At 64.5% G+C, this 12457-nt stretch carries 14 protein-coding genes and 1 tRNA gene; 7 read left to right on the forward strand and 8 right to left on the reverse strand.

The window, feature by feature from the left end; all coding sequences use genetic code 11:
- The first annotated feature begins 3 nt into the window (after window positions 1–3).
- The 3 genes from L8F45_RS22905 (at window position 4) to L8F45_RS22915 (ending at window position 2174) form a co-directional block, all read left to right on the forward strand.
- The gene (locus L8F45_RS22905; RefSeq protein ID WP_342360146.1) at window positions 4–1173 is read left to right on the forward strand and encodes an FAD-dependent monooxygenase; all 1170 of its coding nucleotides are present in this window, start codon (window positions 4–6) and stop codon (window positions 1171–1173) included.
- Between the two features lie 124 nt (window positions 1174–1297).
- The gene (locus tag L8F45_RS22910; RefSeq protein ID WP_342360147.1) at window positions 1298–1912 is read left to right on the forward strand and encodes a L,D-transpeptidase; all 615 of its coding nucleotides are present in this window, start codon (window positions 1298–1300) and stop codon (window positions 1910–1912) included.
- Window positions 1913–1934: 22 nt separating this feature from the next.
- Window positions 1935–2174: a hypothetical protein gene (locus L8F45_RS22915; protein ID WP_342360148.1), complete on the forward strand. Its 240-nt coding sequence runs from the start codon at window positions 1935–1937 to the stop codon at window positions 2172–2174.
- A 125-nt stretch (window positions 2175–2299) separates the two neighbouring features.
- Here the strand turns inward: L8F45_RS22915 and L8F45_RS22920 are convergent, their stop codons facing one another.
- From L8F45_RS22920 to L8F45_RS22935, 4 genes are all read right to left on the reverse strand, one after another.
- Window positions 2300–2518, reverse strand: a complete 219-nt coding sequence (locus L8F45_RS22920) for a Trm112 family protein (protein ID WP_425329954.1) — start codon at window positions 2516–2518, stop codon at window positions 2300–2302.
- Between the two features lie 135 nt (window positions 2519–2653).
- Entirely contained in the window at window positions 2654–3328 is a 675-nt protein-coding gene (locus L8F45_RS22925; RefSeq protein WP_342363548.1) for an LON peptidase substrate-binding domain-containing protein, read from the reverse strand.
- A gap of 59 nt (window positions 3329–3387) precedes the next feature.
- Entirely contained in the window at window positions 3388–4278 is an 891-nt protein-coding gene (gene trxA / locus L8F45_RS22930) for a thioredoxin (protein ID WP_342360149.1), read from the reverse strand.
- Window positions 4279–4377: 99 nt separating this feature from the next.
- Window positions 4378–4908 (reverse strand): prolyl-tRNA synthetase associated domain-containing protein, encoded by a 531-nt coding sequence (locus L8F45_RS22935; protein ID WP_342360150.1) that lies wholly within the window; start codon window positions 4906–4908, stop codon window positions 4378–4380.
- A gap of 173 nt (window positions 4909–5081) precedes the next feature.
- Between L8F45_RS22935 and L8F45_RS22940 the strand changes: the two genes are divergently transcribed.
- A tRNA-Gly gene (locus L8F45_RS22940) sits at window positions 5082–5156 on the forward strand.
- A 78-nt stretch (window positions 5157–5234) separates the two neighbouring features.
- On the opposite strand, the gene L8F45_RS22945 is transcribed toward L8F45_RS22940, so the two are convergent.
- A complete protein-coding gene (locus tag L8F45_RS22945; protein WP_342360151.1) occupies window positions 5235–6152 on the reverse strand; it encodes a LysM peptidoglycan-binding domain-containing protein in 918 nt (305 codons plus the stop codon).
- Window positions 6153–6424: 272 nt separating this feature from the next.
- On the opposite strand from L8F45_RS22945, the gene L8F45_RS22950 reads away from it, so the two are divergent.
- A complete protein-coding gene (locus L8F45_RS22950) occupies window positions 6425–6601 on the forward strand; it encodes a hypothetical protein (RefSeq protein ID WP_342360152.1) in 177 nt (58 codons plus the stop codon).
- A gap of 72 nt (window positions 6602–6673) precedes the next feature.
- Here the strand turns inward: L8F45_RS22950 and L8F45_RS22955 are convergent, their stop codons facing one another.
- A complete protein-coding gene (locus L8F45_RS22955; protein ID WP_342360153.1) occupies window positions 6674–8326 on the reverse strand; it encodes a hypothetical protein in 1653 nt (550 codons plus the stop codon).
- A gap of 262 nt (window positions 8327–8588) precedes the next feature.
- Between L8F45_RS22955 and L8F45_RS22960 the strand changes: the two genes are divergently transcribed.
- The gene (locus L8F45_RS22960; RefSeq protein ID WP_342360154.1) at window positions 8589–8891 is read left to right on the forward strand and encodes a hypothetical protein; all 303 of its coding nucleotides are present in this window, start codon (window positions 8589–8591) and stop codon (window positions 8889–8891) included.
- A gap of 98 nt (window positions 8892–8989) precedes the next feature.
- Window positions 8990–10828, forward strand: a complete 1839-nt coding sequence (locus L8F45_RS22965) for an ABC transporter ATP-binding protein (protein ID WP_342360155.1) — start codon at window positions 8990–8992, stop codon at window positions 10826–10828.
- A gap of 9 nt (window positions 10829–10837) precedes the next feature.
- Here the strand turns inward: L8F45_RS22965 and L8F45_RS22970 are convergent, their stop codons facing one another.
- Window positions 10838–11542 (reverse strand): fused DSP-PTPase phosphatase/NAD kinase-like protein, encoded by a 705-nt coding sequence (locus tag L8F45_RS22970; protein WP_342363549.1) that lies wholly within the window; start codon window positions 11540–11542, stop codon window positions 10838–10840.
- Between the two features lie 102 nt (window positions 11543–11644).
- A complete protein-coding gene (locus L8F45_RS22975; RefSeq protein WP_342360156.1) occupies window positions 11645–12445 on the reverse strand; it encodes a glycosyltransferase family 2 protein in 801 nt (266 codons plus the stop codon).
- Window positions 12446–12457: the final 12 nt, after the last annotated feature.

Below are 12457 nucleotides of genomic sequence, written 5' to 3' on the forward strand. Positions count from 1 at the left end.
CTGATGCGCGTCGATGTCCTTGTCGCAGGCGGCGGGCTGGTCGGAGCGGCGTTGGCGCTGGCGTTGCGCAAGCGATCAGGCGGCGCGTTCAACATCGCTATCGCCGATGCCGCCCCTGTCCGCGCCGCCGCCGGGCGCGCCTACGCCGTTGCGCCAGCGAGCATGGCGTTCCTTGAAAGTCTCGGCGTCGGACAAGACAGATTCGCGGCGCAGCCGGTCTTGGCGATGCGCATCACCGACAGTCGGCTTCATGATCCGGTCCGGCCGGAATTCCTGACATTCGAACGGGCCGAGACGCCGCTCGCCCATATTGTCGATGAGGCCGAATTGGCGACGGCGGTGCGCGCCGCGGCGCTCGCGGCGGACGTTCAAATGCTCCGGGCGAGCGTCGTCACGATTGAGCAAGGCGTTGCGGGCGTCGCTGTCACGCTTGGCGACGGACAAAGAATTTCAGCGGCGCTGCTCGGCGCTGCGGATGGCGCGAGATCGACTTGCCGCATGCTCGCCGGGCTCCCTGTGATCGACTGGGATTACAAGCAGACCGGGCTTGTTGCGACCGTTTCTCAAGAGCGCGACCACGAAGGCCGCGCCGTGCAGCATTTCCTGCCCGATGGTCCCTTCGCGATCCTGCCGATGACCGGTCGGCGCTCCTCGATCGTGTGGACGGACGCGCGCGAGAATGCGGAGACGATGCTCGCGCTTCATCCCGATGATCTCGCCAGCGAACTCGAACGGCGCTTCGGCGCCTTTCTCGGCGCGCTCACGCTGATGACGCCGCTCGCCGGCTTTCCCATCCGCTTTCAGATGGCGCGTCGCTTCGTTGGCGAACGGATCGCGCTCGTCGGCGACGCCGCGCATGTCATTCATCCGCTGGCAGGGCAGGGACTCAATCTCGGCCTCGAAGACGCCGACGCTTTGTCGGCGCGCATCATCGCCGCGGCGCGTCTTGGACTTGATGCTGGCGACGCCGCGTCGCTTGGCCTCTATGAGCGCGACCGTCGCGCCGCGGTGGTCGGCATGGGCGTCGCGACCGATCTGTTGAACCGATTGTTTTCGAGCGACTGGACGCCGGCGCGTCTCGCGCGCGATTTCGGCCTGGGTCTTGTCGATCGCGCGCCCGGCCTCAAGGGCTTTTTCATGCGACGTGCGGCAGGACACAGCGTCGCCGCTTGAATTGGTCTTTTTCGCTTCATGCTTTGCAAAGCCTAACGGCAGAGTCACTCTGTTCGTGAAGCGAGCCTTCATGGCTGTGGCCAAATCTGGCGCGAAGCTCGTTGTTGCATCGGGGAGTCGCGTCATGCGTCGCGCCATCGCCTTCGCGTCTGTCATTATCGGATTGCTCGCCGCGCCGCTCGCGGCGCAGGCCCGCGTCGACATCCGGGTCGACCTGTCGTCGCAGAGCATGCAGGTCACCGCGCCTGACGGCAGCGTGCGCAACTGGGCGATCTCGTCGGGCCGCAAGGGCTTCCGCACGCCGACCGGCAGCTATTCCTCGCAGCGTCTCGCGCGCATGCATTACTCCAAGAAGTATGACGATGCGCCGATGCCGCATTCGATCTTCTTCCGCGGCGGCTACGCCATTCATGCGACGAACGCCACGCGCCTGCTTGGCCGGCCTGCTTCGCATGGCTGCATCCGTCTCGCGCCGGGAAATGCGGCGCAGCTCTTCGCGATGGTGAAGGAATATGGCGCGCGCATCTCGATCGGCGGCGCCGCGCCCGGCGATGGCGTTGTGAGAACCGCAAGGCGCGCCGCGCCTGCGCGGCCAATGCAGGAGCCTGTCGCGACCTCTATGGCGCCGCAGCCGAACATGTCGCGTGGCGTTGTCGCGCCGATCGGATTCAGGGACGCGCCGCGTTCTGTCTGGTCGATCGACGGCGCCGGTCCCGCGCCGCAATTCATCCTGCGATAATTCCTCGCCGACGCATCGCGCCATGCTGCTGGAAGGCGGAGTTGAATCGCATACGCTCGCGCAGACGACGCTGAGCGCGCTCTCGGCTGATTATATTGTCGGTCAGGATCGCGACGGCCGCTGGCTCGCGATGGAGAGGAACGGCCGCGCCGGCGGTCTCTTCGTCACTCGCGAAGCGGCGCTGCAATTCGCTGAATCCGAAACCGGCCATCGGCCAGACAGCGTGCGCGTCGTGTCGGAGATCATTCAACTGTCGCTGTGACTAGAGCATGGCGCGAAAAAGTGGGAACCGGTTTTTCGCAAAAGCCATGCTCTAAGTTTTTGGAATCGATCACGTTCCCGCATTTTGATTGAATCAATCAAAATGCGGCGTGATCTAGGAGCGCGTCACTCCTCGATCTTGCGCGCCTCTTCCGGCAACATAATCGGGATGCCGTCGCGAATGGGATAGGCGAGCTTCGCGGCGTGCGAGATCAACTCCTGGCGCGCCGAATCATATTCGAGCACGCCCTTCGTCACCGGGCAGACGAGAATCTCAAGCAGCTTCGGATCGATGCCGGCCGCCTGCGCGGCGGAATGAGGCTGTGAGTCCTGGCTTGTCATCATCGCGTCCTGAATACCAATTAGATCACGCCGCATTTTGATTGAATCAATCAAAATGCGGGAACGTGATCGATTCCAGAAGTTCAGAGCATGGCTTAAGCGAAAAACCGGTTCCCACTTTTTCGCGCCATGCTCTAGTCACTGCAGCGGCGTGTTGTCGGAGCCGCTTGAACGCCGCGCCAGTTCGAATTCGGTGATCGCGACCAGGATCTCGGCGCGCGCCTTCAGCGACGCCGCTTCAAGCAGCGCCTGCTTCTCCTTGACGCCATAAGGGCTCATCATCGACAGCGCATTGACCAACGCTTCGTTCGGCGCGTCCTGAACGCCCTTCCAGTCGATCTCGAGCTTGTTCACCTTCACGAAGCGCTTCAGCGCATCGACGACCGCCTTGCGATTGACCTCTTCTTCGCCGGCGCGGGCGATGAAGTCCTGAAGAAAGGGCGAGAAATCGACGTCGCACTGGCGATAGGGCGTCGTCACGCCGGGCTCCTGCTTCACCCTGAATCGCGCCACGCCGGTCAAGGTGATGATCAGGCGGCCATCGCCGGTTTCAGCGAACTGCGTCACGCGTCCGGCGCAGCCGACGTCGAACAGTTTCGGCGCCGCTGCGTCCTCGGGTTCGGACGCCTCAGGCTGGATCATGCCGATGATGCGGTCGTTGCGGATCGCGTCCTCGACCATGGCGAGATAACGCGGCTCGAAAATATTGAGCGGCATCTGGCCGCGCGGCAGCAGCAGCGCGCCCGCCAGCGGAAAGATCGGGATGCGCTGCGGCAGATCCTGCGGGCCGTCATAGACCGCGTTCATGCCCATCGCAGTCCGCTCCTCTTCCCATTCGGGCTCGCTCGCGCGTGAGCCGCCGCGACGGCCTGTCATGAATAAAGCAGCGCCGACAATTTGCGGCGCCCTGCGATCGACATTTCGTCCATCGGTCCCCACGCCTCGAAGAACTGCACGAGCTGCTTGCGGGCGGCTTCGTCGTTCCATTTGCGGTCGCGCTTGATGATTTCGATCAAGTGGTCGACCGCCTCTTCACGCTTGTTCTGGCCGTTCAGCGCAACCGCGAGATCGAAACGAGCCTGATAATTTTTGGGATCGGCTTCGACCGCCTTCACGAGATCGCCGAGATCGCCGACTGACGCCGCCTGCTCGGCGAGTTCGATCGCCGCGCGCACGGCGGCGATGGCGGGATCATTCTCCTTGCCTTTCGGCGCGCCGGCGAGAATCTGCTTCGCCGGCTCGATCGCGCCCATGTCGAGCTGCAATTTCGCGAAGCCGGCGATCGCCGCGACATTCTCCGGCTCCTGAGCCAGCACCGCGCCATAAATCTCGGCTGCGCCCGCCGCGTCGCCCTCCTCGACGAGAGCCGCCGCTTCCGCGATCAACTCCTCCGTCTCGGTCGGCCCGAGAGGGCCGACGAGGCGCTCGATGAAGCTCTTCACCTGGCCTTCCGATTGGGCGCCGACGAAGCCGTCAACCGGCTGGCCCTTGGAGAAGGCGATCACCGCCGGAATCGACTGGATGCCAAGCTGGCCGGCGATCTGCGGATGGTCGTCGATGTTCATCTTGACCAGCCTGACCTTGCCGCCGGCGCCCTTGACCGCTTTCTCGATGATCGGTCCGAGCTGCTTGCAGGGGCCGCACCAGGGCGCCCAGAAATCGACGAGCACCGGCTGCTTCAGCGATTCATTCAGCACATCCTGGCGGAACGCGGCCGTGGTGGTGTCCTTGATGAGCCCCGCGTCCGGGGCGGCGTCGGTCATGGTCATGTGAAATCCGGAATCTTGAATGGCGCGAAAGGGGCGCCGACGGGTTGCGCCGAAGATGGGCGCTCCCGCGGCAAATGACAATCGCTGGGCGCCTCACCCAGCCGCCGCTTCGATCGTCGCCGCGGTCGGCTCTGGCAGCGCGACGATGAGGGGATCATGGCCGGTCGCCTTGAGGAACTTCAGGAGGTCGTCGCGGCGAATAGCTGTCGTGGCGGTGTTGCGCAGGGGGTGGCCGTAGATCACAGCCTCCCGCGCCAGCGTCGCGTCGAGCACCATGCGCACGCGGCCCTCCCGGTCATTGAGCACGGCGAAACAGGTCACGGAGCCCGGGGTGACGCCGAGGGTTTCATAAAGCAGCTCGGCGCTGCCGAAGGACAGGCGGCCGGATGCGCCAATGGCCTCATGCAGCTTCTTCAGATCGATCCGGGCGTCCTGCGACGCCGTCACGAGGAAGAGCTGGCCCTTCTTGTCCTTCAGGAACAGGTTCTTGGTATGGCCCGGCGGTCGCTCGCCATAGAGCTGCCGGCCCTGTTCGACGGTGAAGAAGGCCTCATGCTCCTCGGTCTCGGTGCGGACGCCGAGTTGATCGAGGAAGGAGAACAATTCGGCTTCGGAAACGGGCATGGCGGGTCGGGTGGACGAATGAGCGCGATCCTCTATCCGGCGCTGCGTGAACTCGGCAAGGCGGGCGCGCAGCGGCGCATCGAGGAATTGTCGGCGTGCTGTCGCAACGCGGTTGCATCCTTCGCATCTTTCGGGCATAGACCCGCCCGCGTCGCCGTCAGGCGGCCTCGGATGCGGGTGTAGCTCAGGGGTAGAGCACAACCTTGCCAAGGTTGGGGTCGAGGGTTCGAATCCCTTCGCCCGCTCCAGATTTCCCAGCGGAAATTCAGTTTGGCGCCGGCGTCGTGACGTTCAGTCGCGGCGCTTCGTTGCGCCATCCGCGTTGATCACCAGCGCCCCTCCCTGTTCCATTGCCGGTGCTTGATCTTGGCGGTCTCGAGCTCCGGGCCGGTCATTTCCCACGGGAAGGGGATTTCAAGTTCGAGGCCGGGGCGAATGAGATTGTAGTTGCCCCCGATCTTGGCCTGATTGCGCATGTAGAGCACGGGCCAGCGCCACATCTCGCCGTTGTAGAACCAGCCGGCGATGAGGGAGAGCGCCTCGCCCCCCTGAACGCGATGCGTTCGTTTCTTTATTTTCGTGAAATCGGGCAGCCTGGGCGGCGCGTTCGTGGCTTTGAGATAATCGCCGAGAATGTCCTTCGGCTTCTGCGTCGCGGACATTGACACGATGAGACTCGACGCGAATCGGATGCCACGCTGATCCGGCCCCGCCAGCTGATTGAGATTGTTGCGTATGCCGTTGGCGGAACGGACGCCAATGATCTTCAACGTGTCGAGCGCGCTCTGCTTCGACCAGTCGGCGTTCCAGGCGTGCGCCGCGACGACGGCGTAAGGGCCGACAGAAAACTCCCAGAATACGCTTGAAGCGCCAGAGATGACTGGACCAGCCGCCGCGCCGAACGTTGTCGAGATGAGAGCCGAAGAGAAAAAGTGCTCAACATTGGCGATGTTCGTCGGCGTGACCTTCACTGTCTGGACGTTCAGCACGATGTCGATCGAGAGCAGCATCGCAGCGATGCCGCCATCCTTGTTGCCGGTGTCGGGGTTTGCAGTTTCGCGCTTTTCGGTTGTCCAGGCGCGCGCCAGCACGATCTGCCTGTGAGCCCAGGGAAGGATGGCCAGCTCAGCGGTGCCAAAGGCAGGCGTCCATGCATCGAGCGACGGGTTCGCCGCCACCGCCCACGCCGTTTCCGCGATCAGTTTTTCCGCAGGATCTGAAAAATAAGCGCCTGGATTAGCCATGGACCCCTCCACTGCCGCGTCGTTGCGGCAGGGAGATCAAACAAGCTCACATCCCCGTTCGCTGTTCTCCAGAGAACAGCTGGACGGCCCGCGATCGCCCGGTGCGATGGAGCACATGAATCGCTGGCGGACGCTGCGGCTTCGCGGATCGATGCGAAAAGCCGATCGCCATCACTCATTCGTCACGCGAAGGTGAAACGCCGCGAGCGCCGGCGCGCATCCAAAAGCCGCTTTTGCCCCTACATGCTGCGTCAACAGGAGAAGCGCGCGGCATGACGAGGTTGCTGAAACTGTCAGCGAGGAGAAACGGCGTCGCGGCGCGCGCGGCGACCATCCCGCGCGCCGATCGGCTGATGGCGCTCGCCAGCGGCGCCAGCGTTCTTGGTCTGCTCGGCCTCTGGGTCGCGAAGGGCGCCGAGGCGATGCTGCATCTCGTGCGGATGATCTGAAAAATTCGGCCCGGCCTTCGCGAGAAAGCGAAGGCCGGGCCGCTTTATTCCTGTGCTGTTGCGCTGGTTGGATCAGAGGCGCTTCGGATTGCCCTGCAGGATCTCGTAGCGCTTTCCGGTCCCGTCACTGTCAGTGAAGGTCGCGATATTGCCGTCGACCACAACGCCATAGCAGCTTTCCTCATCATCGTCAGGATATTCAAAGCAGACCTTGCCGCCCTTGATCGACCATTTGCCGGTTGAGGTCTCGTCGTCGCTCAACTGCTTCACGACGCCGTTCTTGAGATAATATTCGAAGAGCGGATCGCCATCGTCGTTCTTGCCGGAGATGGTGTTGCCGACGATCACGTTCCACGCGTCGATGCCGCTCAGACGGCGCGGAGCCGCCGGCGCGGCCGCCGCGGGAGGAGCAGCCGATGCGACCGGCGGTGAAGCCGGAGCCGGAGCGGCGGGCGCTGCTCCCGGCGCCGCGGGAGACGCCGATTTCACATCGACATCAACTTTCGCGAGGAACGCGGCTGGATCCTTGATCTGGGTCAGCTCGGCGAAGCCGATTGAGCCCGTCTTCGGCTTCAGAGCGACAGAGATCGAAGTCGGCTGCGCGATGAAGCGCGCGACCGCGTCGCCGATCGCCGGCGCGTTCGGCGCGCCAGCCAGCAACATCGGCGCGATCTGCCGCGCCATCGCGGCGCTTTCCGCCTGGAACGCGGCGGGCTGCTTGCCCTGCTGCTGCGCGAACAGTCCGATCAGCTTGGTCGCGAGACCCGCGTCGACATAATTGAGTTCGACGCCGGAAATCGTTCCCTGCAGCAGCGCCATGATTTTTTCAGGGCCCTGACCGGTGAAGGCTGACTTGTCGATGCCGCCCAGCGTCGATTTGAGTTGCAGCGATCCCGCGCCGACGCCGTTGATGGTGAAATTATCGAGCGTCAGCGCTTTCGTCGCGGGGTCATAGGCGCTGGCGTAGTCGATTGCGAAGTCGAGCTTGTCATAGCCTGCGGCCTTGAGCTGCTGTCCCGCCATCGAAGCCGCCGGCGGCTGCACTGTCAGTCCCTTCACGCTCACGGCGCCCTTGAGCGGCGTCGCGCCGTCGAAGGTCGCATCGGCGGTCAGCGAACCAAGACCGATCGTGTAAAGATTGCCGCCCGCCGCCGTCGCCGGGGTGTCCTTGTCAGGCGCGGTGATCGCGACATTCGCCCAGGAAAAGCGCGAGAAGCGCATGCCGCCGGGATTGGCCGCGAGCAGCGACGAGAGATCAGCGCCGTCGAGCGAGAGCGGCCCGCTCTTGACCGTCACCGGGGCGCCGTCATCGCTCTTGCCGGCGCCGTCGACGCCGGCGAATCCGGCATGGCCGACCTTGCCGTCGGCGATCGTATCGGCGGCGAGGCCGCTGATGGTGATTTTGGTTTCCTTCTTGGCGAACACAGCCTGCGGGATGGCGATCTTGTCGGCCTTCAGCTTCGTCAGCAGCGCCTTCTTTTCGTCAGCGGGGGTCGCCTCGGCGAACAACTTCGCCAGCTCATCCTGCGCGAGATTGGCGCCGGTGAATTCGACGCGGCCGAGCGTCAGCGTTCCCCCGTCCTTGTCGCTGATGACCACATTTTCGAGCGCCGTATCGAGCGCCCAGGCCGGCGAGGCGAGCGCGCCTGCGATGATGGCGAGACAAATCCCGCCGGCGAAGGGCCGCGCGCCGAAGCGCGGGCGTGGAGCCGCTGATGAAATCATGTTCCCCCCTGGAAAACAGCGCCGACCATTCGCAGGGCTGGCGCAGGTGAAGCGTTGCAAATGTCGATTCGCGATCCGGACGCAAGTCCGGTTTGCACGGTCATTCAACGGCCAATTGGTGACGCAGCGCGACGGCGCTTGCAAGGCGCAGATGGAAGCTTGGTTGCCGCCGGTCCGGTAACATCTGGTTAACCATACTGATCTTGAATGCGTCCCAACGTCATTGCGGCTCCAGAAGCCTGATTTTCCGGAGATGCGGTCCATGACCTCGTCCCTTTACGTCATCCGCGGACGGCCCGGCCGGTGGGAAGGGGTCGCCGTCGATTCGCCCATCGCGGTGGCCGGGGACTCGTTCGATCAGGTCCGGCGCTGCCTGACCGACATGACCCCTTCGCTCGCGCTGCTTTCGAGCGACGAAGCGACCCTCGGGGCGGTTGCGTCGCGCGCCTGGCGCGGGCTGCGCCGCATGGAGGTGCTGGCGCGACATTTCGCCTCTGATCTCGGCCGCCGCGCCGGGCTGACGTCCAGCGCGCACGAAAGCCATCTGCTCCGCTTTGCCGCCTAGGGGCGCCCCTGAGGGTGGCTTTGCGCCCTTCACCCCCGCATGCTACCCGCGCGTCGCCGGCCCAAGGGGTCACACCCGAAACGGCCTGACGCCGCATCATGACCTCTCCCCAGCCTCGCTCGACTTCGCAATTGATGGCCCGCCTGTGGCGCGACTGGATGGCGCGCTACAACAAGGGCTTCGTCGCCATTCTCGTTCTGGTCGTGCTGATCGCCGGCGCGACGAGCCTCTATCCCGTCCTGATCAAGCTCGCCTTCGATCTCTTCGCCGGCCAGAACGCGGCGGCGGCGTCCGACGCCGGCGTGTTCGGGATCACGAAACGACTTCTCGTCTCGATCTTCGGACAAGGCACGGCCGTGGTGCATGTGATCGCCGCGCTCGTCGTCGTGGTGACGGCGGTGAAGGGTTTCGCGCTGCTCGGCCAGACGGTGCTGACCAACCGCATTTCGGCCCGCATCGAGGCCGACATGCAGACGGCGCTCTATGCGGCGCTGATCGATTCCGATGTGGCGCAGTCGACGCGCGAAAGTCCGGCGGCGCTGACGCAGCGCTTCACCACGGACTTCCTCTATGTGCGCGACGCGGTCGTGCGCGTGATCAATGTGGTGATCCGCGATCTCGTCACCGCGATCGCGCTTGTCGGCGCCATGATCTGGATCGACTGGAAGCTGACTCTGTCGGCGGCGGTGGTCGCGCCCATCGTCGGCATTCCCATCGCGCAGGTCGGCGACAAATTGCGCCGTTTCGCCTCGGTGGCGCAAAGGCAGGTTGCGGCGATGGCGAGCCATATCGCGGAAGGCCTGTCAGGCGTGCGCGTCGCGAAGGCTTACAATCTCGAAAATTATCTCAAGGGCCGCGCCGCGCAGAATTTCGAGGACATCTATCGTCTCGCCGTGAAAGCGTCGAATGCACGCGGAAGGCTCGATCCGCTGCTGGAAGTGGGCGGTGGTCTTGCGGTCGCAGCGGTGCTGTCGGTGATCGGTCTGAGAATCGGCGCCGGCGATTCGACAATTGGCGACTTCACCGGCTTCGTCACCGCGCTGTTGCTTGCGGCGCAGCCGATCCGTTCGCTCGGCAATGTGAACGCCGTGTTGCAGCAAGCCGCGGCGGCGCTTGAACGCATCTTCGGGCTGATGGACGACAAGCCGACGATCGTCGACGCGCCTGACGCGAAGCCGCTCGCGATCGCGCGCGGCGAGGTGGCGTTCGAGAATATCGTCTTCCGCTATCGCGACGATGTGGCGGCGCTGAATGGCGCGTCGCTCGTCGCGCCGGCGGGAAAAACCACGGCGATCGTCGGGCGCTCAGGCTCGGGCAAATCGACGCTGATGTCGCTGCCGCCGCGCTTGTTCGATCCGCAGGAGGGAAGCGTCTGCATCGACGGCGTCGATATCAGGAACGCCACGCTGAAAAGTCTGCGCTCGCAGATCGCGATCGTGTCGCAGGACGTGCTGCTGTTCGATGACACGATCCGCACCAATATCGGCTTCGGACGGGAAGGCGCGAGCGAGGATGACATCATCGCGGCGGCGCAGGCGGCGGCCGCGCATGATTTCATCACGAAACTGCCTGAAGGCTATGATACGCGCGTCGGCGATCGCGGCGGCAATCTCTCCGGCGGCGAGCGTCAACGCATCGTGCTGGCGCGCGCCTTCGTGCGCAACGCGCCGATCCTGATTCTGGACGAGCCGACCAGCGCGCTCGACGCTGAGTCGGAGAAGCTGGTGCAGCAGGCGCTGGCGCGATTGATGGAGGATCGCACCACGCTCGTCATCGCGCATCGGCTGTCGACCGTGCGCGCCGCCGACCTCATCGCCGTGATGGAGAATGGCCGCGTCATCGAGAGCGGCGGCCATGATGAGTTGATCAAGGCGAACGGCGCCTATGCGCGCCTGCATCGTCTGCAATTTGAAGGCGCGGACCTCATCGCCAACTGACGCGCGCCGCTACTCCCGATGGAGGATGCGATCGCTGATGAGGCTCGACCAGAAGCGCGGCTTGAAATCGCGCTCGAGTTGCTCGGGGTCGTAGTGATGTTCGACCCATTCGAGAAACGGGATGCCCTTCGCCTCGCCCTCGTCGCGATAATGCTCGAAGAACGCATCGAGAATGCCGGTCGCGGACCAGTGGAAATGACCGTAGCGGCTTGAGAGCTGTTTCAGCGCCTCGTCAGCCGACGCGCCCTTGAGAATGAGATAGAGCGCGGACACGAAGCCGGCGCGATCCGCGCCCGATTTGCAATGCACCAGCGCGGGATATTCGAGCGTCTCGAAGAAGCGCGCCGCGTCGAGAATGGTGTTGCGGTCAGGCGCGCCGCGCGAGCGTACGACGAGCTCGACGAATTTCAGATTATGCCTTGCGCAGGCTTCGACCTCCAGCGGCCAGGAGCCGTGGCGGCGGCCGCCGCGCAGCGAGACGATCGTGCGCACGCCGGCGCGCGCGAAGGACGCGATCTGGTAGGGCGTCGGCTGCGCCGAGCGCCAGAGATCTGGCGTGACCTTGTGGCGGTTGAGATAGATCATCCGCACGAAGGCGTGGTCGCCGAGAATGGAATGAGTCCAGGCGAGCGCGCGGTCCGACGCCGTCTTCATCGGGCGATCCCAGCGCGAAGGAAGGCGAAACGGATCGCCGATCGTCTGGATGGGTTGCACGGGGTCGCGATTCTCGGGGGCGGACACGGGGCGGAGGGCTATCCGCTTGACATGGTCGTGGCAAGGCGGCCTCGCAAGCCACGGTGAATCCGTAACCATGGGTTAAGCCGCCGCAGCGCCGTCGCTTTTCTGCCGGTCGAGCGCCATGGCGACGCGCTGATGGCGATAGATCGCGTAGTTGCGCGCGACCTCGAAACCGATCCGTCCGCGGAGGAAATAGCGCCGGAAGACATAGGCGCGGATGAAGGCGGCGGGATATTCGAGATAGCGCCGCCAGAAGGGCAGGCGCCGGCGCCGCGCCGCGAGATCGTCCACCTGCGCCTTTGCGTAGCGGAGGAGTTTCGCGAGATGGGCGTCGACGTCCCGCACGCCGTAATGCTGCAGCGGCGCCTTTAGTTTGCCGACGCGGGCGCCGGGCCGCATGTCGACCACGTCATGCACCGGCGATGTGGAATAGCGGCCGCGATCGCGCCGGTAGAGGCGGATGAAATCGAGCGTCGAGGGGAAGAGCGGCAGCCTTGTTTCCCCCGGCAACAAATCCGCCTGCCTCAGAATGTAGCCGTCGAGCGGCGGCACGCCCCCGGCGAAAAGCGCCCTGATTTCGATCGCGAGCTCCGGCGTGACGACTTCATCCGCGTCGAGATTCATCGCCCAGAGATGGCGGCACTGATCCTGTCCGAAGCCTTTCTGAAGTCCGTAGCCCGGCCAGTCGCGCTCGATGACGCGCGCTCCTTTGCCGGCGGCGATCTCGCGCGTCTCGTCGGTCGAACGGGAGTCGATAACGATGATTTCGTCGACCAGTCCGGCGACGGAGTCGAGCGTGCGGCCGATGCGATCCGCCTCGTTGAACGCGATGATGAACACGGACAGCGGAAGCCTGTCTGCTGCAGTCGGCGGCGCCATGGGCGGGGATTA

Origin of the sequence: Terrirubrum flagellatum (assembly GCF_022059845.1) — a bacterium.
Lineage (GTDB): Bacteria > Pseudomonadota > Alphaproteobacteria > Rhizobiales > Beijerinckiaceae > Terrirubrum > Terrirubrum flagellatum.

What these genes read in the sequence shown, in the direction of transcription:
- L8F45_RS22925 (WP_342363548.1), bottom strand. Translation starts at nt 3,328, where the DNA reads ATGGGCATGAACGCGGTCTATGACGGCCCGCAGGATCTGCCGCAGCGC.
- L8F45_RS22945 (WP_342360151.1), bottom strand. Translation starts at nt 6,152, where the DNA reads ATGGCTAATCCAGGCGCTTATTTTTCAGATCCTGCGGAAAAACTGATC.
- trxA (WP_342360149.1), bottom strand. Translation starts at nt 4,278, where the DNA reads ATGACCGACGCCGCCCCGGACGCGGGGCTCATCAAGGACACCACCACG.
- L8F45_RS22955 (WP_342360153.1), bottom strand. Translation starts at nt 8,326, where the DNA reads ATGATTTCATCAGCGGCTCCACGCCCGCGCTTCGGCGCGCGGCCCTTC.
- L8F45_RS22915 (WP_342360148.1), top strand. Translation starts at nt 1,935, where the DNA reads ATGCTGCTGGAAGGCGGAGTTGAATCGCATACGCTCGCGCAGACGACG.
- L8F45_RS22910 (WP_342360147.1), top strand. Translation starts at nt 1,298, where the DNA reads ATGCGTCGCGCCATCGCCTTCGCGTCTGTCATTATCGGATTGCTCGCC.
- L8F45_RS22950 (WP_342360152.1), top strand. Translation starts at nt 6,425, where the DNA reads ATGACGAGGTTGCTGAAACTGTCAGCGAGGAGAAACGGCGTCGCGGCG.
- L8F45_RS22975 (WP_342360156.1), bottom strand. Translation starts at nt 12,445, where the DNA reads ATGGCGCCGCCGACTGCAGCAGACAGGCTTCCGCTGTCCGTGTTCATC.
- L8F45_RS22965 (WP_342360155.1), top strand. Translation starts at nt 8,990, where the DNA reads ATGACCTCTCCCCAGCCTCGCTCGACTTCGCAATTGATGGCCCGCCTG.
- L8F45_RS22960 (WP_342360154.1), top strand. Translation starts at nt 8,589, where the DNA reads ATGACCTCGTCCCTTTACGTCATCCGCGGACGGCCCGGCCGGTGGGAA.
- L8F45_RS22905 (WP_342360146.1), top strand. Translation starts at nt 4, where the DNA reads ATGCGCGTCGATGTCCTTGTCGCAGGCGGCGGGCTGGTCGGAGCGGCG.
- L8F45_RS22935 (WP_342360150.1), bottom strand. Translation starts at nt 4,908, where the DNA reads ATGCCCGTTTCCGAAGCCGAATTGTTCTCCTTCCTCGATCAACTCGGC.
- L8F45_RS22920 (WP_425329954.1), bottom strand. Translation starts at nt 2,518, where the DNA reads ATGATGACAAGCCAGGACTCACAGCCTCATTCCGCCGCGCAGGCGGCC.